The organism is Yersinia bercovieri ATCC 43970 (assembly GCF_013282745.1).
GTDB classification, from domain to species: Bacteria; Pseudomonadota; Gammaproteobacteria; order Enterobacterales; family Enterobacteriaceae; genus Yersinia; species Yersinia bercovieri.
This window is the reverse complement of the sequence record NZ_CP054044.1, coordinates 167,663-188,149: the sequence shown is the minus strand read 5'-3', so window position 1 is coordinate 188,149 and position 20,487 is coordinate 167,663. Positions and strand designations below refer to the sequence as shown.

The window sequence follows — 20,487 nt, the reverse complement described above, 5'->3', positions numbered from 1 at the left end:
TGATGAATATGAGGAGATTTCCCTTGCCCTGGATGAACACTGAACAGGTCAAAGCCTTACGCAGCATGGAGCCAATCGTTTGCGTAAAAACCTCTGTCAAGACCTATCATAACGAGGGGGAAACAGTTTACACTGTGTGCCAGAACCCAAAAGGGTGACCTTCCAGGTATAATTTGTTAGCTAAGTCAGGAGAGCCGGATGTTAAAGCGTGAAATGAACATTGCCGATTATGATGCAGATCTATGGCGTGCAATGGAGCAGGAAGTGGTGCGCCAGGAAGAGCACATCGAACTGATTGCCTCTGAGAACTACACCAGCCCGCGAGTTATGCAGGCGCAAGGTTCTCAGTTGACGAACAAATATGCTGAAGGCTACCCGGGCAAGCGTTACTACGGTGGCTGTGAGTATGTCGATGTTGTTGAGCAACTGGCTATCGACCGTGCTAAAGAGCTGTTTGGTGCTGATTACGCCAACGTTCAACCGCACTCCGGTTCACAGGCGAACGTTGCTGTTTACTCTGCATTGCTGCAACCGGGTGACACCGTACTGGGGATGAATCTGGCGCACGGCGGCCACTTAACCCACGGATCACCGGTAAACTTCTCCGGCAAACTGTACAATATCGTGCCATACGGTATCGACGAATCAGGCCAGATTGATTATGACGATCTGGCGCGTCAGGCAGAAAAACATAAACCAAAAATGATCATCGGCGGCTTCTCGGCTTATTCCGGTATTGTTGATTGGGCAAAAATGCGTGAAATCGCTGACAGCATTGATGCATGGCTGTTTGTGGATATGGCTCACGTAGCGGGTCTGGTTGCTGCGGGCGTGTACCCGAACCCAGTTCCTCATGCACATATCGTGACCACCACCACGCACAAAACACTGGCTGGCCCACGTGGCGGCTTGATTTTGGCGAAAGGCGGTGATGAAGATCTGTACAAAAAACTGAACTCATCTGTTTTCCCTGGCAACCAGGGCGGCCCATTGATGCACGTTATCGCCGGTAAAGCGGTCGCGCTGAAAGAGGCGATGGAACCTGAGTTCAAAATTTACCAGCAGCAAGTGGCTAAAAATGCCAAAGCAATGGTGTCGGTGTTCCTGGAGCGCGGCTACAAAGTGGTTTCTGGCGGCACTGAAAACCACCTGTTCTTGCTGGATCTGGTGGATAAAAATATCACCGGCAAAGATGCAGATGCTGCTTTAGGCCGCGCCAATATTACTGTTAACAAAAATAGCGTGCCTAATGATCCGAAAAGTCCGTTTGTGACTTCCGGTGTGCGAATCGGTAGCCCAGCGATTACCCGCCGTGGCTTCAAAGAGGCGGAATCTCGCGAACTGGCAGGCTGGATGTGTGATGTGTTGGACAACATCAACGATGAAGCGACCATTGAGCGCGTGAAGCAAAAAGTCCTGGATATCTGCGCCCGTTTACCGGTTTACGCATAATATCGTCGGATCTGCTTTAGCCGAATAAAAACCCGCGAATCGCGGGTTTTTTTATGTCTGACAGGTAGATAACCGAGGCGATTATAGAGTGCGGTGGCTACCGCATTACTTGTGAGTTTTTTGTAAATCTTGCTACTTAAATGTGAACTTAATCTCAAACTCCATGTTTACACAAAGACAAAGTTGCTAGCGGACGGGGCCTCTGTCACAGTGTCGACTGACCTCGGAGGGATTCATGGTATTGCAATCAACACGTTGGCTGTCGCTCAGCTACTTCACTTATTTCTTCTCATATGGCATTTTTCTGCCTTTTTGGGGCATCTGGTTGCAAGGGGAAGGGATTCCCCCTGAAACCATCGGCATTTTGCTGGGGGCTGGCTTAATTGCCCGTTTTCTCGGCAGCCTACTTATTGCCCCAAGTGTTAAAGATCCATCCCATCTGGTGACCGCCATTCGTATTTTAGCCCTGCTGACACTGGTTTTTGTGGTGGGCTTTTGCTTTGGAAATGGTTGGGCGTGGTTGATGGTGGTTATCGCCGGTTTTAACCTGTTCTTTGGCCCATTGGTGCCACTGACTGATGCGCTAGCGGGCACCTGGCAGAAACAGATCACCATGGATTACGGTAAAGTTAGGCTATGGGGATCGCTGGCTTTTGTTATCGGCTCGGCGCTGACCGGCAAATTAGTCTCTGTTTGGGGCCATCCCGCTATTCTCTACAGCCTGATTTTTGGTGTTTCAGCCATGCTGCTGGGCGCACTGCTGAAACCCAATGTGATGCCGCAGGGTGAGGTTAAGCATCGCAATGTGACCGCCACCAGTTGGAGGGTGTTGCTCTCTGATTCGCAAGTGTGGCGCTTTTTACTCTGTGTCACCTTATTGCAAGGTGCACACGCCGGTTACTACAGTTTCAGCTCCATATACTGGAAAGATGTGGGTTATTCTGCCGCGACCATTGGCTATTTATGGTCGTTAGGGGTGGTGGCTGAGATTCTGGTGTTCGCGTTCAGCAATGTGCTATTTCGCCGCTGGACAGCCCGTGGTTTGCTGCTGCTTTCTGCCATCACCGGGATTATTCGCTGGAGTCTAATGGCCTCCACCACGGAGTTGCCGTGGCTCATTTTGATTCAAATCCTGCACTGTGGCTCGTTCACCGTCTGCCATTTGGCGGCGATGCGATTTATTGCTGCACGGCGCGGGCCGGATGTGATTCGTTTACAGTCGGTCTACTCTGCGCTAGCGATGGGTGGGGGGATTGCGGTGATGACGGTGATATCCGGTTTCCTGTTTGAACATTATCAGGGCGGCGTGTTCTGGGTGATGGCATTGATTGTGATTCCGGCGCTGTTTATTCGCCCTCGGGTTATCGCGAATCAGGAAGATCAAACCGGTTAAGGCAACTCCAATACATTGCGTAACTGGCGGTTTTGTTTGGCACTCAGCGGCAATAGTACCTGAATTAGTGGCGGCGTTGATTCAGATTGCCGCACCGCATAGGGTGTGAGCACTACCGCTATACCTGTGGGGGCACCAGATTGCAGATAAATGTCATGGGGCAAATATTTAATATGTAGTGGCAGCAGGGTCAACTCGCGGATTTGCTGCTCCAACTGCTCTTCCAGTTCTGGGTTATTCCGCGTCAGCAGTAAAATCTGTTTCTCCTGCAAAGCATTATCCTGCATCAGGCAGGCGCCAAAACTAATGGCAATCAGGCCAACTTCATCGGCAGAAAATTGAATCTGATACTCCTGCTCGAAGGGGACTAGCGCTTGTTGGGTAGTGCGCAGCAGCAGGGGATATTTACGGATGACCTCTTCCAGTAGTGTGTTATCAATGCCGATATTGAAATAGCAGCGCTCAATAGCGGGGGCGAGATGGGCAAAAAGCTGGGTTATCAATGTTTCACTACTGCTCAGGGTCATGGCGGAAATTTGCTGAAAATCTATCACTAACTGGTAAATGGCATTGATCAGGCGAGTATCTTCCGCTGATTGAGTGCTGTGATAACTGTGCGCCTTAATCATCGTCAACATCAGGATCAATATATCCCGCTCAATCCTATCCAGCGGAGTGCCCGGTAGCGGATGACCTAACAGTGGATTAAATGAGTCAAATAAGCTGTCAGCCGCAGCCAGTGCCGGTTTGCATTTTAACCACTGCTGTTGGGTGAGCGAGAGTTCTGGCGGCGCTTGCTGCTGACTCTCCCAAGCACAATAGACCAAATAGAGCTGTAAAAACTGACGATCTTTATCATTGAGCTGCCGGTTAAGGTGAGGCTCACATTGGCTCACAATCTGTGGCAAATGCTGCGATAGCACCGGGGCATCCCAGGACAATGCTTCATACAGGCTGGGGATAAACTGATTCTCAACGAAATGCGGGCAATAGCGCAATCCACGCCGCAACCAATGAATCAGGCAAAGCCTTTTATCAAGGCGGCGGCCATAAATCAGGAAGCTATCATCGCTATTGGCATTGAGCTGCAAATGGTAGAAACGCTGGATTTCATTTGCAACCTCAGCTATATCTTGCCGTGTAGTGGGTAGCCCGACGCCATTCAGTTGGCTGATAGTATCCAAGTTTACCCTGTGTGCGGGCATAAACATCATCAACACCATGTGGCAGCGTCGTTGTTGGCCAGATAGTGATTGCTCGGATAGCTGAGGCTCAGCGGAAGTGTCTACACACATATAACATTCCATGATGGATTCGTCGTTATTCATCAGGTTTAAGCATAGCAAAAGAGATTCTATTCGGTTTAGTGAGGCAACGAGCTTTTATGCTGACTTACAACTGACATCACAGTTATACCCTTCGAGCTTGGTGTTACAGGGGGCATTACCAACTATTTTGATTTTTTCGGAAAATATCCAAGGATTGATTAATGCAGGGTATGTTATGTTATAACAACTTGGTCGGGGCTAATAAGTCGAGTGTGATTAATCGGCTGCTGGTCTTGCTGTTAGCCGGGGCGGCACTCATTTATAGCCCGTGGAGTGAGGCGCATCCCCACAGTTTTATTGATATGGATGCCACTTTTGTCAGTGAAAAGCAGATGCTGGTGGGCATGAAAATGGTGTGGACCATGGATGAAATCACCTCTGCCGATCTGCTGTATGACGCAGAAAATGCCAAAAGCGATTCTGAGATCTGGAAAAAATTGGCGGCTGAAGTGATGGCGAATGTGTTGGGGCAACACTACTTCACGGATATTTATCGTGATGGTAAGCCAGTGAAATATAAAAACTTACCGACAGAATATCACTTGTCCCGCAAGGGGCATCAGGCTGTTTTAGAGTTTGTTATGCCATTGGCAGAGCCACAGCCCTTGGTCGGTGAGCCTTTTATCATCTCAACTTACGACCCAACCTATTTTGTGGATATGACCTATGCCGATAATAAGGCGGTCAGGTTATCGGCTGAGATGGAGAAAAGCTGCAAATTAGCCCTATTCACCCCGAATCCCAACTCCTCATTACAAGCTTATGCGTTGTCGTTGGATAAAAATGATTCCCCAGGAGAAGATATGGAACTTGGAAAACAATTCGCACAACGGATAACTGTGCAATGTCGGTAGGGATTACAGCCGCCACGCGGCAGCGGCATTGGGTGATAAACCTCTGGCCACTGTTGTTGTTTTTACTGCTGCTGGCTGGTGCGGCACAAGTGGCCTGGTTTTACTGGCCAGAACTGCTTTTCAAAACAGTCGTTTGGCAAAAGAACATGCATCAGCAGATGGCGCAGTTACTCCAACAGGTAAAAGCGAATCCCCATCAGACGGGCATGGCGCTGATGATGTTCAGCCTAATCTATGGCGTGCTACATGCGGTAGGGCCAGGGCATGGTAAGGTGGTGATTATCACTTATCTGGCGACCCATCCGGCGCAGCTCAAAAGCAGCTTGAAACTGACTTTTGCCGCCTCGATACTGCAAGGTGGTGTGGCTATTTTGCTGGTGACGCTACTGCTGGGGGTATTGCAACTCTCATCCCGCTATCTGCACCAAAGCAGTTTCTGGTTGGAGAAGGGGAGCTTCCTGTTGGTTATCGGGTTAGGTGTTCTACTCTGCTTGCGCGCCATAAAGCGGCTCTGTCAGCAGGTAAAAGCACTAAAGCCGCGGAAAATCACCATTCAGCGGATACAACCTTTAGCCGCCGATCATATCCACAGTGATGAGTGCGGCTGTGGGCATCGCCATCTGCCCAGTGCTCAAGAGTTGCAAGCTGGTGATGACTGGCGCACCCGCCTGGCGATTGTGCTGGCGATGGGGATGCGGCCTTGCTCCGGTGCGATTATGGTGCTGCTGTTTGCTAAAGTGATTGGGGTTTACTGGTGGGGCATTCTGTCAGCCATCGCCATGGCCATTGGCACCTCCTTGACCATCTCATTGTTGGCCCTGTTGGTCCATTATGCGCGGCGATTGGCGGTGCATTTAAGCCGCAAACAGGCACCTGCGGCTTGGGGGGCAATAGCCTGGGCGACCCTGGCACTCACTGGCGGGATGATCCTGCTGTTTGCTGGTGTACTGCTTTATCTCTCCAGCCAGCCGGAGATGATGGGGGGCATCCGGCCCTTCGGGCGTTAAATTTAGCATTAAAAAAGCCAGTCAGATCAGCCGACTGGCTTTTTAGTTGAAGCCGCTATTCACGAAGGATTAACGTTTCAATGCATCACTGATTTCATCGCTCATTGCCTGAACGATAGATTTCACAATGCGTGGATTACCGGCCACGATATTGCCAGAGCTGAAATGGTTATGGCCGCCAGCGAAGTCAGTCACGATACCACCCGCCTCACGCACCAATAGCTCGCCACCGGCGAAATCCCACGGTTTCAAGCCAATTTCAAAGAAGCCATCTACACGACCGGCGGCAACATAGGCCAGATCCAGCGCCGCTGAGCCGGTGCGACGGAAGTCTGCACACTGCTCAAACAGTTTACCCACCACGCGCAGATAAGCGGGTGCATGCTGTTTCACTTTGAATGGGAAGCCGGTTGCCAAAATGGTGCCGTCCAAATCTTTGGCGTTGGTGCCACGCAGACGATAACCGTTTAACTGAGCGCCTTGACCACGGGTGGCTGTAAACAGTTCGTTACGCATTGGGTCATAAACCACGGCAACTTCAGTGCGGCCTTTAATGCGCACGGCGATAGAGACAGCGAAGTGAGGGAGACGTTTGATGAAGTTGGTAGTGCCATCCAGTGGATCAATAACCCATTGCACATCATAATCTTCGCCGAGCAACTCACCGCACTCTTCACTGATAATAGAGTGTTTTGGGTAAGATTTACGGATAACGTCGATAATCAGATGCTCTGCATCACGGTCTACATTAGTAACAAAGTCATTACTGCCTTTCTGGCTCGCTTCGACAGCGTCCGGAGTTTCATAATTTTTGGCAATCAGGTTACCGGCCTTACGCGCAGCGCGTATGGCGATAGTCAGCATCGGATGCATGGGTATCTTCCACTAGGATGTTAAAGAACGAGAAACGGCGCGTAGTATAGCAGGGGTTCTGATAAATTCATATGTCTGTGTTAAGATATGGCGATTCCCCGTTATCCTCAGAGTTTGTATGCTACACAATATTCGTATCGTTTTGGTTGAGACTTCTCATACCGGCAACATGGGTTCGACAGCCAGAGCCATGAAAACCATGGGATTAACCAATTTGTATCTGGTTAATCCGTTGGTAAAACCGGATTCTCAGGCCATTGCGCTATCCGCAGGTGCCAGTGATGTCATAGGCAACGCCACTATAGTCGATACCTTGGATGAAGCGCTGGCTGGGTGCAGTTTGGTGGTCGGCACTAGCGCCCGCTCCCGCACACTGCCTTGGCCGATGCTGGAGCCGCGCGAATGTGGCGTGCGTAGCGCACGTGAAGCAGAACATGCGCCGGTAGCACTGGTATTTGGTCGTGAGCGCGTGGGTTTGACCAACGATGAGCTGCAAAAATGTCATTACCATGTCGCGATCCCGGCAAACCCGGAATACAGCTCATTGAATTTGGCGATGGCCGTTCAAATCTTGGCCTATGAAGTGCGGGTGGCACACCTTGATCGCCTGCAAGCGGCGGCACCAATAATAGAAGAAGAGGAAGCCCCTTATCCATTGGTGGATGATCTGGAGCGCTTTTACCTGCATCTGGAACAGGTTTTGTCCCACACCGGTTTCATCCGTCAGGCACATCCAGGCCAGATTATGAGTAAGTTACGTCGCCTGTTTACCCGCGCGCGTCCAGAGGCCCAAGAGCTAAATATCTTGCGTGGAATGCTGACATCGATCGAAAAGCAGGATAAATATCCACAGCGCGCTGCGGGTGATTCGCTGGGGGATGGTAAAAATTAATGTGTTATATCAAGTTGTTGTTTCAGAATTCGACCCATATTATTGAAAATGGGATAGGCCAATAATACTTGAGTGATTTACTAGGTTAAATAGTTGACTGAAACACTCAAGAATGTCAGACTTCGGACTTGTTTTCGTCAACAGGTAATTTTAGCTATGAGACTGACATCCAAAGGCCGTTATGCCGTGACCGCCATGCTTGATGTGGCATTACATTCCCATGACGGGCCAGTTCCTCTGGCCGATATTTCTGACCGTCAAGGGATCTCATTATCCTACCTGGAACAACTTTTCTCACGGTTACGCAAAAATGGCTTAGTGGCCAGCGTGCGTGGTCCAGGTGGCGGTTATCTGCTGGGTAAAGATGCAGCAGCTATTGCGGTCGGTGCTGTTATCATCGCCGTTGATGATTCTGTCGATGCCACCCGTTGCAAGGGTAAAGAGGGGTGTCAGGACGGTAATATTTGTCTGACTCACTCATTATGGTGTGATTTAAGTAAACGCATTTGCGGCTTTCTGAACGACATCACACTGGCAGAGTTAGTTAATAACAAAGATATCCTAGAGGTTGCGGATCGTCAGGATAACGATACGCGCCGTACGACCAGTGGTCGACCGCAAGAGACGATCAACGTCAATCTGCGCGCATAAGCAGAATCTGCGGAATTTTACGTTTTGGAAGTGATGTACGGAGCATAAGAGCAATGACCGAATCAAAAGTAAAGACACCGATCTATTTGGATTATGCAGCAACCACCCCGGTAGATCCTCGTGTCGCTGAAAAAATGATGCAGTATCTGACTCTGGATGGCATTTTCGGTAACCCCGCCTCGCGTTCCCACAAGTTCGGCTGGCAGGCAGAAGAAGCTGTTGATATTGCACGTAATGATATTGCCGCATTAGTCGGTGCTGACCCTCGCGAGATAGTCTTCACCTCCGGTGCCACTGAGTCTGATAACCTGGCAATCAAAGGTGCTGCTAACTTCTATCAGAAGAAGGGCAAGCACATCATCACCTGTAAAACCGAACATAAAGCGGTGCTGGATACCTGTCGCCAACTGGAGCGTGAAGGCTTCGAAGTGACCTATCTGGCACCGCAGTCTAACGGTATTATCGACCTGAAACAGCTTGAAGCGGCAATGCGTGCAGAGACCATTCTGGTTTCCATCATGCACGTGAATAATGAGATTGGTGTGGTGCAGGATATCGCAGCAATCGGCGAAATGTGCCGCAGTCGCGGGATCATTTTCCACGTTGATGCCACCCAAAGTGTCGGTAAATTGCCCATTGATCTGAGCAAACTGAAAGTCGATCTGATGTCCTTCTCTGCCCATAAAGTTTATGGCCCGATGGGCATTGGCGCACTGTTTGTTCGCCGCAAACCGCGAATTCGTATCGAAGCACAGCAGCACGGCGGTGGTCATGAGCGCGGTATGCGTTCTGGCACCTTACCGGTGCACCAGATTGCTGGCATGGGTGAAGCTTACCGTATCGCGAAAGAGGAGATGGAGAGTGAAGCAGCACGTCTGCGTTCACTGCGTCTGCGTTTGTGGAACGGTCTTAAAGATATCGAAGAAGTTTACCTGAATGGCGATTTGGAGAGTGGCGCACCTGGCATTCTGAACGTCAGCTTCAACTATGTTGAAGGTGAATCGCTGATCATGGCACTGAAAGATTTGGCTGTTTCATCAGGTTCCGCCTGTACCTCCGCGAGTCTGGAACCTTCTTACGTGTTGCGCGCGTTAGGGATGAACGACGAACTGGCTCACAGTTCAATCCGTTTCTCTCTGGGGCGTTTCACCACCGAAGAGGAGATCGACTACGCCATTGCGCTGGTTCGTAAATCCATTGGCCGTCTGCGTGACTTGTCTCCGTTGTGGGATATGTTCAAGCAGGGCGTGGATATCAGCAGCATTGAATGGTCTCACCATTAATTCCAGACTTTAAGACTCAGGAGTAATCACATGGCTTACAGCGAAAAAGTAATCGATCATTACGAAAATCCCCGCAACGTCGGTTCATTCGACAACGCAGATCCTAGCGTCGGTAGCGGCATGGTTGGCGCCCCCGCTTGTGGTGATGTCATGAAGTTGCAGATCAAAGTTAACGAAGCTGGCATCATTGAAGATGCACGTTTCAAGACTTATGGTTGCGGCTCTGCCATTGCTTCCAGCTCTCTGGTCACTGAATGGATGAAAGGCAAATCTCTGGATCAGGCAGAAGCTATCAAAAATACGCAGATCGCCGAAGAGCTGGAGTTACCGCCAGTCAAAATTCACTGCTCAATTCTGGCGGAAGACGCCATTAAAGCTGCTATCGCCGACTACAAAAGCAAACACACTGCCAAGTAGTTGTAAAATAGGTTATTAATAACTGGCTCATTTTCCTAAAAAATTTCAAGATACTGCATTCCAATACACCTGCGGTTTGAAAGATGATGGGGATATGGGCGGGTTTCAGAGTTGAGGAAGCTGTATGTCGATATCAATCAGCGACAGTGCTGCACAGCGGGTCAGCGCCTTTTTAAGTCACCGTGGTAAGGGCTTAGGTCTGCGCTTGGGTGTCAGAACTTCGGGCTGCTCCGGCATGGCATATGTGCTCGAATTTGTTGATGAAATGAACGATGACGATATCGTTTTTGAAGACAAAGGCGTGAAAGTGATCATCGACGGCAAAAGCATGGTCTATCTTGACGGCACTGAACTGGATTTCGTCAAAGAGGGGCTGAACGAGGGCTTTAAGTTCAACAATCCGAACGTCTCCAATGAGTGCGGATGTGGCGAAAGCTTTAACGTCTGATCCTGTTTTTGTTCCTACCTCAGGCACTTGATACCTTATATACCCAACGTCATTAGAGTTACAGGGGAGTGAGCGCAGCTAACACCCCTGCAGCTTCAAGGACGAAGGGGATAACTCCAGAGCATGTTATGGATTACTTCACACTATTCGGGCTACCACCTCGCTATCAGCTTGATGGCAACCAACTCACTACCCGCTATCAAGAGTTGCAACGTCAATTCCACCCTGACCGTTTTGCCAACCAGCCTGAGCGCGAACGTTTGGCCTCATTGCAACAAGCCGCGACCATCAATGATGGCTACCAAACCCTCAAGCACCCGTTAAAACGGGCCGAGTATATGCTATCTTTGCAGGGTTTTGATTTAGGCAACGAACAGCACACGATGCGCGATACCGCGTTTTTGATGGAGCAGTTGGAGCTGCGCGAAGAGCTTGATGCCATCGAACACCAACCCGATGCTGAAACACAGCTTGCGGCATTCAGCCGCCGTCTGGCTTTGATGACGCAAAGGCGTAGTCAGCAGATGGTTGAGCAACTGGATCAACAGCTGTGGGCGTCAGCCGCGGATACGGTGCGGAAATTACGTTTTCTGGATAAATTGCAGCAGCAGGTTGAACAGCTAGAAGAGCGCCTGTTTGATGATTTTTCCTGAGGATGTTGCCCGACAAACTCTTATAACAGTGATATATCAAACGACCTTTGCAACAGATCTGAATATAACGCAAGGCCTTGGTATCTCGCCGGATAGATTTTGCTTTTTAGACTCATGATTGATGGAAGCTCAACATGGCCTTATTACAAATTAGTGAGCCTGGTTTAACTGCGGCCCCGCATCAACGGCGGCTGGCGGCAGGGATAGATTTAGGCACCACCAACTCATTGATTGCCACGGTGCGCAGCGGTAAAGCGCAAACGCTGGTCGATGAACAACAGCGGGATCTTCTGCCCTCGGTGGTTCATTATCAACAAAATGGCATTGATGTCGGTTGGCATGCGCGCGAGTTCGCCGCGCAGGACCCGGTCAACACCATCAGCTCAGTCAAACGCATGATGGGCCGCTCTTTGGCGGATATCCAACAGCGCTACCCCAATCTGCCTTACCAATTCCAGCCTAGCGAGAATGGCCTGCCGATGATCCAGACCGCCACGGGATGGGTCAATCCGGTGCAGGTCTCTGCCGATATTCTGAAAACCTTGACGCAGCGCGCGCAGGCGGCGCTGGAGGGAGAGTTGGATGGTGTGGTGATCACGGTTCCGGCCTATTTCGATGATGCGCAGCGTCAGGGCACCAAAGATGCCGCACGTCTGGCCGGGCTGCATGTGTTGCGCTTATTGAATGAGCCAACCGCTGCGGCTATCGCATATGGTCTGGACTCCGGTCAGGAGGGGGTGATCGCGGTTTACGATCTGGGGGGCGGCACTTTTGATATCTCCATTTTGCGCCTCAGTCGTGGGGTGTTTGAAGTGCTGGCAACCGGCGGTGACTCGGCATTAGGGGGCGATGATTTCGACCATCTATTAGCCGATTGGCTGCGTGAGCAAGCTGGCATTGATTCCCGTGATGATCACACTATTCAGCGGCAGCTACTTGATGCGGCGATTGCCGCCAAAATTGCTTTGAGTGATGCCGATGTTGCCGAGGTCTCGGTGGCTGGCTGGCAAGGGCAGATCACGCGGGCGCAGTTTGAATCCCTGATTGCCTTGCTGATTAAGCGCACACTCATGGCTTGCCGTCGCGCACTGAAAGACGCCGGTGTTACTGCTGACGAGGTGCTGCAAGTGGTGATGGTCGGCGGCTCGACCCGCGTGCCGCTGGTGCGTGAGCAGGTGGGGCAGTTCTTTGGCCGCACGCCGCTGACCACGATCGACCCCGATAAAGTGGTCGCCATCGGCGCGGCTATTCAGGCTGACATTCTGGTGGGCAATAAGCCAGACAGCGACATGCTGCTGCTTGATGTTATCCCGCTCTCATTGGGGCTGGAAACCATGGGCGGTTTGGTGGAAAAAGTCATCCCACGTAACACCACCATTCCGACGGCCCGCGCACAAGAGTTCACCACCTTTAAAGATGGTCAGAGCGCCATGATGATCCATGTGCTGCAAGGGGAGCGCGAGCGGGTGCAGGATTGCCGTTCGCTTGCCCGTTTCACTCTGCGTGGCCTGCCGCCACTGCCTGCGGGCGGGGCGCATATTCGCGTCACTTTTCAGGTGGATGCGGATGGGCTATTGAGTGTCACGGCGATGGAGAAATCCACCGGCGTTGAAGCATCGATTCAAGTGAAGCCATCTTATGGGCTATCTGATAATGAGATAGCCAACATGATTAAAGATTCGATGGTTAATGCACAGGCCGATATCAGTGCACGTAAGCTGGCGGAGCAACAAGTCGAAGCCGCCCGGGTGCTGGAGAGTCTGCAGGGCGCATTGGCGCAAGACGCGGCACTACTCAGTGAGCAAGAGAGCAGCGCTATCGCGCAAGGGATGACGTTATTACAGCAGCAGATGCAGGGCAGCGACCCACAGGCAATCGAAGCTGCGATCAAGGCGTTAGATGCACAAACGCAAGATTTTGCCGCGCGCCGGATGGATGCCTCCATTCGCCGTGCTTTGGCTGGCCATTCAGTGGATGAGGTTTAATCATGCCCAAAATAGTATTTCTGCCCCATAAAGACCTCTGCCCGGATGGCGCAGTGCTGGAAGCAACCCAGGGTGAGACCATTCTGGACGTTGCCCTGCGTAATGGCATTGATATTGAGCACGCCTGTGAGAAATCCTGCGCCTGCACCACCTGCCACTGTGTGGTGCGCGAAGGTTTTGACTCCCTGCCGGAGAGTAGCGAGCTGGAGGATGACATGTTGGATAAAGCATGGGGTCTGGAGCCAGAGAGCCGCCTGAGCTGTCAGGCCAGAGTCACCGACGAAGATCTGGTGGTTGAGATCCCGCGTTACACCATTAACCATGCACGGGAGCACTGATATGAGCATGACCTGGCAAGATAGCCGTGAGATTGGCGAAGCCCTTTACGACCAATTCCCCGATATCGATCCCAAAACGGTGCGCTTTACCGATATGCATCAGTGGATTTGCTCCCTAGAAGATTTTGATGATGACCCGCAAGCATCGAATGAGAAAGTGCTGGAAGCTATTTTGCTGGTTTGGTTAGATGAGTTTAGCTAATCATTGATAAGGGCCGCCGGGTGAGTGGCGGAGAGAACAAGTAGATCGTAAAGACGCCGTCAATCCCTCCCTGGAGGCTCGAGCCGCGCCATCCCTGGCGCGGACGCTTTACTCTTCTACCCGTCCTCTCCGTTCCAGATCGAGTCATTGGGGTTTGTCAGCAGTTTAAGGGTCGCGTAAGCGGCCCTTTTGCTTTCTGTTACTTTTTATCTGTTACATTATCTCTAACGAAAGTGACTTTTTAGCGTAAAGTGTTGGCTTGTTCGATAGAAATTTTTGTTCCGCCGTGGCTAACACAGAGTCACGTATTATCAGCTGAATAACAGCAAAAAATAATAATGACGAGGTCGTCGATGACAACAGAAATAATGCAAGTATCCCTATCCGATAATCCTGCCGATGCCCGTTGGGGCGAAAAAGCGCTGCTCAGCACTGATGCTGAGGGCATGACCATCCATCTGACGGCGAACGGCCAATTGGGTGCTATTCAACGTGCCGCCCGCAAGATAGATGGGCAAGGTATTAAGCAGGTAAAACTGGCCGGTGAGGGCTGGGGTCTGGAGCAGAGCTGGGCATTTTGGCAAGGGTTCCGTGGGCCAAAAGGCCAGCGCAGTGTTGAGTGGGCAGAGCTGCCAGAGAACGAAAAAACCGAGCTAGAACAGCGTCTTAAGATTATTGACTGGGTGCGTGACACCATTAACGCCCCGGCTGAGGATCTCGGCCCAGAGCAACTGGCGAAAAATGCCATTGATCTGCTGTGTGCGGTATCTTGTGATGCCGTCACCTACCGCATCACCAAAGGTGAAGATCTGCGCGAGCAGGGTTATGCCGGAATTTATACCGTCGGGCGCGGATCTGATCGTGCTCCGGTACTATTGGCGCTGGACTATAACCCGACCGGTAACCCTGATGCACCAGTAATGGCTTGTCTGGTCGGCAAGGGAATTACTTTTGATTCAGGCGGTTACAGCCTGAAACAGAGCGCGTTTATGGATTCGATGAAATCCGATATGGGGGGCGCGGCAACAGTGACCGGCGCGTTGGCATTGGCTGCGGCCCGTGGGCTGAAAGCGCGTGTGAAGCTCTATCTGTGCTGTGCTGACAATATGGTTAGCGGCAATGCTTTTAAGCTGGGTGATATTATCCGTTACCGCAATGGTAAGACGGTCGAAATCATGAATACTGATGCAGAAGGGCGCTTGGTGTTGGCCGATGGCCTGATCGATGCTTCCAGTCAGCAAGCACCACTGATTATTGATGCGGCCACCTTAACTGGCGCGGCAAAAACCGCCTTGGGCAATGATTACCATGCGCTGTTCAGCTTCGATGATGAGCTGGCGCAGGAGTTATTAAGCAGTGCAAAAAGTGAGCACGAACCTTTCTGGCGCTTACCGCTGGCGGAATTCCATCGCAGCCAGTTGCCATCCAATTTTGCTGAGTTAAATAATGTGGCGGGTGCCGCTTACAGTGCGGGTGCCAGCACTGCTGCTGCTTTCTTGTCCCATTTTGTGAAAAATTACCAACAGGGCTGGCTGCACATTGACTGCTCCGCCACTTACCGTAAAGCAGCAGTGGATCAGTGGTCTGCAGGCGCTACCGGGTTAGGGGTGCGGACTATTGCCAACTTGTTGTTAGCGAAAGCAAAATAAGAAATTGATGTGCCTAGGAGTGAGAATAGGCAGATCGTAAAGACGCCGTAAACCCTTCCCTGGGGGCTTGTTCCGCGCCATCCCTGGCGCGGACACTTTACTCTTCTACCTATCCACCCTCCCATTTATCCTAGCAAGATGTTTTTTTTGGAGTAGAGCATGAGTTTGCCGCAACCCCCCATTGGTGATAATCACCATCACCACCATGATGATGAGCAGAGTCTGGAGTCCCTGCTAAAACTGGCAGCGACCGAGTCGATTCATCGTATCGCCTTTTTCCGGGCCTTGCTGGATGCCACTGTTCTGGTGCTGGTGGATAGTTCGGCGCAGGGCAGTGAAGAAGATAGCGAGATGACCTTCACGGCGGGCAATGGGGTCAATATTCTGCATTGGGAAAAGCAGGATGGTGAATCTGTGATCCCTTTCTTCACCTCGGTAGAGGTGTTGCAGCAGGCGCTGGATCTGGCCGAAGAGACGCCAGAAGAGCGCGAAAAGCAGCCCTTTATCGCCATGCCAGTGCGGCTGTTATTTGAAATGACACAGGGCGCACATCTGTTTTTGAACCCGAAATCAGAGCACGGTAAAGAGTTCTGGCCGCAAGAGGTGGCAATGCTGCTGGAGAATGGCGGTTTAGCCCAACCCGCTGAAATGACGGTAGATAAAGAGAGCCAGATTTTGCTGGGGCAGCCGGAGGAGTACCCTACGGCGATGGTTGACGCGCTGATCCAACTATTCAGCCAGCGTAAGCCGGTGCGCCGTGCATTTTTGGCGCTGATGCATGATAAGAGTGTGGACGAGAAGCCTAACCTGCTGATTGGGCTAGAGGTGGATGGCAGTGGCGAGGAGATTGACCAGCTGATTCAAGAGGCCGGCAGTGTTGCCAGTGACCATGCAGCAGATGATAGCCCGGTCGATTTCTGTCTGGTTAGCGAGCAACAGCGCGGTGTTAGCCACTATCTAATGACCCATACTCAGGCGTTTTATCAGCGCAGATGGGGCAGTTGGCTGCGCAATGTTATCCCTTCGGTCAGCCATTAGTGATTGATAAATGACATAAAAAAAGGGAGCCGATAGTGGCTCCCTTTATTATTTCACTGCTACATGAATTTCACTGTGGTTTACAACTTAGAAGGTGTAACCGACACCCAGATTAATGGTCACTGGGGTATCCACGTTTTTGCCTTTCGACAGCTTAACTTCAGAACCGATAGAGAGGTTTTTGGTCATGTTTACATTCATACCCACACCGGCATTAACACGCGTACCTTTACGGCTGTTATCAAACATCTCGCCATTGACCAGCACGTTGTTACGCGCCATCAGGTCATGGTCAACAGAGAACAGTGCATATGGCTTGATCTCTGCACCGCTATTCAGCACAAAGCGATAGCCGGTGTTCACACCCAAAGTCCCGGTGGTGTTACGTGAACCTTGGTTCTGCGCATCCATACCGTTAGACAACTGGTACTGGCTCTTGCCGGAAGTAAAGGTGCTCAGCGCGGCATAAGGAGAAACATACATTGCATCAACATTGATATGTTTACCCGCTTTCAGTGCCACACCCAGACCAGAGAAGTTAGCACTACCGTTGGCGCTGCTGCCATTCGAGGTGATATTCAGCTTCTGCTTAAACTGGTTAGTTTTCAGCACGCCATTCAGGTAGTAACCACCATTGGTCAGATATTGTGCATATGCACCCAGTGAGTTACTTTCCACGCTGCCGCTGCTCTGGTAATCAGATTTGATATCTGAGCTGCTGCGAGCAGCGAAACCACCAATACTCAGTACAGAGTCACCTACTTCAATGGCCTTATCGCCACCCAGGGTTACGCCATTCAGTTTTTGGTCGAAATTAGCGGCCGTACCTTTCACTTTGAAGTTATTGTTCAGGTAGTTGATCCACACGCCACTTTCGTTGGCTGATGTGCTTTGCTTATCTAAACGATTCTGAATAGAGCTTAATTCAGCATTAAAGATAACCGGCATGGTGTTCGCCACCGCCAGAACACCGGCAGTACTTGGTGTCAATGCAGCGGTATCCGCCACCAGCTTATAGCCGCCTTTACCATCGCTGACCAGATTGTGCTTGTAGTTACCCAGGTTAATCGGCCCATTAGACAGCGAGAAACGAGCGGCATTATTACCTTGTACATCAATCAGTTGCAGGTTGGTTGGTGCGACACCATTGTCACTTAGTTGGATGCCAAAGCTACCATTAGCATCGCCGGTGACATTCAGCGGTGCATTTGCCTGATTGTACAGTGATGCTGTCAGATTAAAGGTACCAGCACCTGACAGTGACGCCATGGTCAACTGAGCATTGGTGCTGCTCATATCAACAGTACCGCCATCCAGTGCAACATTTTTAAAGGCGAACTGTGCAGGATTACTCACAGCGGCACGGTGCAGTGCGTTTTGTGGTGCATTCGCGCCAACTAACTGCATATTACCGGCTAAGTTCAGGTTCGCATCTTGAGTTTTTGCGCCGTCATGCACGGTGATAACGCTGTTTTCAACTGCATTAATATTGCCGCTAATGGTCGCTGTTTTATCGAAGATAGCGGTGCCGCCATGGAATGTTGCATCTTTAAGTTCACCGGCGATCAGGGCGTAACCATTTTCAACAATGAGCTTAGCTGCCTGAGCGCGCTCCATCAGATTAAATTTACCGCCATTCACGTTGACCGTATTAGCAGTTGCACCCTGTTGCACGTCAAATACGCCGCCGTTTACGATGGTGTCGTTAGCAGTACCTGCAAGGGTGAATGTACCGTCATTCACGGTGGTGTTATTGGCTGTTACTCCGCTAACCAGCGTGAAGTCAACTTCGTTGAGTGTGGTATCAGCAATAGAGGCACCGGATTTAACATCAAATAGCCCACCATTGATGGTTGTGCCTTGTGCTTCCGAACCGCTTTCAAGCGTGAAAATACCACCTTCCAGGGTAGTGCCCGTTGCAAGAGCTTTATCTTGTAGGGTTAATGTTCCGCCCTTAATGGTGGAGTTAGAGACCTTCGCATCTGCTTTGGCAGTAACCTCACCCTCACTGACCATATTATTGATCCACGAGTGCGTGTCAGCTGTCACTACCCCACCTTTGGCAACGGTAGCACCTTCAGATTTGGCTATCTGCGTGTCATTCGCCCCTTTGAGGGTTAACTGACCTTTAGCGCCAACTTGCGTATTGGTATCTGTACCGCCGCTATTGGTCATGGTGCCCTCGGTGATCACCGAGTCAATTGCTTGTGCATCTGCTGCCAGATTTATGCTGCCGTTTTCGGTCACAATGCTGCCAATGACCTTGCCTTTAGCGGCTACTTCTTGCGTGCCACCGTCCACTTTGGTATCGATAGCGATAGTATCTGTAGCAACAGTATCTATTGTACCTGAGACGATAGTTTTATCGACAGCAGACAATTTAATAGCAGAGGCATTGTTGACTAGAGTAGTAACAGCATCCTTGGCGTCATTTAATTCACCTTGTTTGGCCAAAAGTGCAGCATCTGCATCACTTTTGGCCGTTGTTGCTTTAGCAACATTTGTCTTAATCTCATCAAGTTCTTTAGTGGACTTCTGGTGCTCATCCTCTGCACTCTCTGCCGCTGTTTTAGCAGCTTCAGCAGCCTTGATTGCTTCTTCTGCCTGTTTGGCCTTATTGATTTTCTTCTCTACATCATCGAGTTGTTTTTTTGCATCAATTTTAGCTTGTTCTGCAGTATTGGCTGCCTGTTCTATATCCTGGGTCTGACCCTCAGCGGTGTTTTTCTCGTTCGTAATACCTGATTTTTCATCTTCTAGCTTTTTGCTTTTTGCTCCATTTTCTGTAACTGCATCATTAGCCAGCTTAATATTATCATTATAGGTTTTGACTAAAGCGTCATAGGCTTCTTTATTCGCGGTTGCTGTGGCTTTTAGTGCGTCATCTTGGCTGCTAAGGTTACCTTCGGTTTGGTCATGCTCTTTTTTGGCTTTAGCAATGTCGGTAGTAGAATCAGCTTCTGCATCGTGTTGAGCACTTTCTGCGGTAGAGAGAGCTGTATCTAAATCGCCTTTTTCTGTGATGAGATCAGCTAATTTACCTTCTAGCTCTTTAATCTGCTGACCAAACTCGCTAATTTTATCTGCGTGCGCCCTTTTATCTTCTGCTGCTTTTTCAGCCTTTTCTGTTCTCTCGACTAGCGCTTGAGTTTTAACTTGAAGCTCTGTTTCTGACGTAGTAATCAGCTGAGTGACTTGTTGTGCGATATCGGCGGCGCTAGGATCTAACGTTATGCCAGTAATGGCAGTAATGGCAGCTTTTTTCTCACCGTCTTTTGTTGCAAAATCTGCCTCTAAATCAGTTTTAGTTTGTTTTTTTGCCGCGACTTCTTGGACGGCAGTAGCTTCTTTTTTCTTCAACTCATCAAAGGCTTGAGTTGAAGTTTCTGCTGCTTTTTCTGCTAACTCAACGGCTGTTTGCGCATTTTTTTCCGCTTCTTTCTTCTCGCCCAGCAGTTCTAAACGATCTTTCTCTGCTTGAGTAATAATACCAGCAGCCAGATAGTCGCTTAGTTTTTCATAGATACTCTTTTCAACAACCGGTTCTTTCTCGACAACAGGTACTGTCCCCTGGATAGACCCGCCATTAGCCCAACGCTGTACTTTGCCAGTACTGATGTCTTCTACTTTAGGTTGAAGAGATTTGCTCTCTTTTGTCAAAGTTGTCGATGTTGCCATTGCCCCGCCAGAAACCAGCGATGAGATCAGAATAGATAAAGGTAAGAGACGCGTATTTAATGTATTGCGATGATTCATAGTTTTATAACTTCCTATTTGCAGATAAATTTTAATAAATGAATGCTAAAGATAATAAGGGACGACAAAATGTTGGGAGGAATATAAGGAACTAACCTTAGCCAGGCTAGTTATTAAAACCTTAAAGACATTAATTTATATTAATTTGATTTTATATTGTATTTTTCAAGGTTGAGTATGCTATTAAGTTATTGTTATTTATTGTTTTAATTTGGCGCTCTCTGGTCTTTAATTTTTCGCCAGAGTTAATTTAATTTTTTATTAAAAA

General features: G+C 50.0%; 18 protein-coding genes. 15 read left to right on the top strand and 3 right to left on the bottom strand.

What is annotated here, in order from left to right; genetic code table 11:
* Positions 1-198 precede the first annotated feature (198 nt).
* Together glyA and HRK25_RS00905 are read left to right on the top strand one after the other, a co-directional pair.
* On the top strand, positions 199-1,452 hold the full coding sequence (gene glyA / locus HRK25_RS00910) for a serine hydroxymethyltransferase (protein ID WP_005274314.1): 1,254 nt from the start codon (positions 199-201) through the stop codon (positions 1,450-1,452).
* 235 nt (positions 1,453-1,687) lie between these two features.
* On the top strand, positions 1,688-2,845 hold the full coding sequence (locus tag HRK25_RS00905) for a 3-phenylpropionate MFS transporter (protein WP_005274317.1): 1,158 nt from the start codon (positions 1,688-1,690) through the stop codon (positions 2,843-2,845).
* Here the strand turns inward: HRK25_RS00905 and csiE are convergent.
* Positions 2,842-4,140 carry a stationary phase inducible protein CsiE gene (gene csiE, locus HRK25_RS00900; protein WP_032897904.1) on the bottom strand — a complete coding sequence of 433 codons (1,299 nt, stop codon included), beginning with the start codon at positions 4,138-4,140 and terminating at the stop codon, positions 2,842-2,844. The genes HRK25_RS00905 and csiE overlap by 4 nt on opposite strands.
* A gap of 194 nt (positions 4,141-4,334) precedes the next feature.
* Between csiE and HRK25_RS00895 the strand changes: the two genes are divergently transcribed.
* Together HRK25_RS00895 and HRK25_RS00890 are read left to right on the top strand one after the other, a co-directional pair.
* Positions 4,335-5,027, top strand: coding sequence for a DUF1007 family protein (locus tag HRK25_RS00895; protein ID WP_005274320.1), 693 nt, complete (start codon positions 4,335-4,337; stop codon positions 5,025-5,027).
* Complete coding sequence (locus tag HRK25_RS00890) at positions 5,018-6,034, top strand: nickel/cobalt transporter (protein WP_032897907.1); 1,017 nt, start codon at positions 5,018-5,020, stop codon at positions 6,032-6,034. The genes HRK25_RS00895 and HRK25_RS00890 overlap by 10 nt, the downstream gene beginning before the upstream one ends.
* 69 nt (positions 6,035-6,103) lie before the next feature.
* Here HRK25_RS00890 and suhB read toward each other — a convergent pair whose 3' ends face one another.
* Complete coding sequence (gene suhB / locus HRK25_RS00885) at positions 6,104-6,907, bottom strand: inositol-1-monophosphatase (protein WP_005274324.1); 804 nt, start codon at positions 6,905-6,907, stop codon at positions 6,104-6,106.
* 118 nt (positions 6,908-7,025) lie between these two features.
* Here suhB and trmJ point away from each other — a divergent pair, with 118 nt between their 5' ends.
* The 11 genes from trmJ (at position 7,026) to sseB (ending at position 16,463) form a co-directional block, all read left to right on the top strand.
* Positions 7,026-7,799, top strand: coding sequence for a tRNA (cytosine(32)/uridine(32)-2'-O)-methyltransferase TrmJ (trmJ, locus tag HRK25_RS00880; protein WP_005274326.1), 774 nt, complete (start codon positions 7,026-7,028; stop codon positions 7,797-7,799).
* A gap of 156 nt (positions 7,800-7,955) precedes the next feature.
* Complete coding sequence (gene iscR, locus HRK25_RS00875) at positions 7,956-8,450, top strand: Fe-S cluster assembly transcriptional regulator IscR (RefSeq protein ID WP_005274328.1); 495 nt, start codon at positions 7,956-7,958, stop codon at positions 8,448-8,450.
* Positions 8,451-8,503: 53 nt separating this feature from the next.
* Positions 8,504-9,733 (top strand): IscS subfamily cysteine desulfurase, encoded by a 1,230-nt coding sequence (locus HRK25_RS00870; protein WP_005274331.1) that lies wholly within the window; start codon positions 8,504-8,506, stop codon positions 9,731-9,733.
* 30 nt (positions 9,734-9,763) lie between these two features.
* Positions 9,764-10,150 (top strand): Fe-S cluster assembly scaffold IscU, encoded by a 387-nt coding sequence (gene iscU, locus HRK25_RS00865; protein ID WP_005274334.1) that lies wholly within the window; start codon positions 9,764-9,766, stop codon positions 10,148-10,150.
* Positions 10,151-10,274: 124 nt separating this feature from the next.
* A complete protein-coding gene (gene iscA / locus HRK25_RS00860; protein ID WP_004874655.1) occupies positions 10,275-10,598 on the top strand; it encodes an iron-sulfur cluster assembly protein IscA in 324 nt (107 codons plus the stop codon).
* 128 nt (positions 10,599-10,726) lie between these two features.
* Positions 10,727-11,251 carry a co-chaperone HscB gene (gene hscB, locus HRK25_RS00855; protein WP_005274338.1) on the top strand — a complete coding sequence of 175 codons (525 nt, stop codon included), beginning with the start codon at positions 10,727-10,729 and terminating at the stop codon, positions 11,249-11,251.
* Between the two features lie 134 nt (positions 11,252-11,385).
* The gene (gene hscA, locus HRK25_RS00850; protein ID WP_005274342.1) at positions 11,386-13,236 is read left to right on the top strand and encodes a Fe-S protein assembly chaperone HscA; all 1,851 of its coding nucleotides are present in this window, start codon (positions 11,386-11,388) and stop codon (positions 13,234-13,236) included.
* 2 nt (positions 13,237-13,238) lie between these two features.
* The gene (fdx, locus tag HRK25_RS00845; RefSeq protein ID WP_004713939.1) at positions 13,239-13,574 is read left to right on the top strand and encodes an ISC system 2Fe-2S type ferredoxin; all 336 of its coding nucleotides are present in this window, start codon (positions 13,239-13,241) and stop codon (positions 13,572-13,574) included.
* A 1-nt stretch (position 13,575) separates the two neighbouring features.
* The gene (iscX, locus tag HRK25_RS00840; protein WP_005274344.1) at positions 13,576-13,776 is read left to right on the top strand and encodes a Fe-S cluster assembly protein IscX; all 201 of its coding nucleotides are present in this window, start codon (positions 13,576-13,578) and stop codon (positions 13,774-13,776) included.
* Positions 13,777-14,129: 353 nt separating this feature from the next.
* The gene (pepB, locus tag HRK25_RS00835; protein ID WP_005276937.1) at positions 14,130-15,425 is read left to right on the top strand and encodes an aminopeptidase PepB; all 1,296 of its coding nucleotides are present in this window, start codon (positions 14,130-14,132) and stop codon (positions 15,423-15,425) included.
* A 159-nt stretch (positions 15,426-15,584) separates the two neighbouring features.
* The gene (gene sseB, locus HRK25_RS00830) at positions 15,585-16,463 is read left to right on the top strand and encodes an enhanced serine sensitivity protein SseB (protein ID WP_005276939.1); all 879 of its coding nucleotides are present in this window, start codon (positions 15,585-15,587) and stop codon (positions 16,461-16,463) included.
* An 87-nt stretch (positions 16,464-16,550) separates the two neighbouring features.
* Here sseB and HRK25_RS00825 read toward each other — a convergent pair whose 3' ends face one another.
* Complete coding sequence (locus HRK25_RS00825) at positions 16,551-20,219, bottom strand: autotransporter outer membrane beta-barrel domain-containing protein (protein WP_005276940.1); 3,669 nt, start codon at positions 20,217-20,219, stop codon at positions 16,551-16,553.
* Positions 20,220-20,487 lie beyond the last annotated feature (268 nt).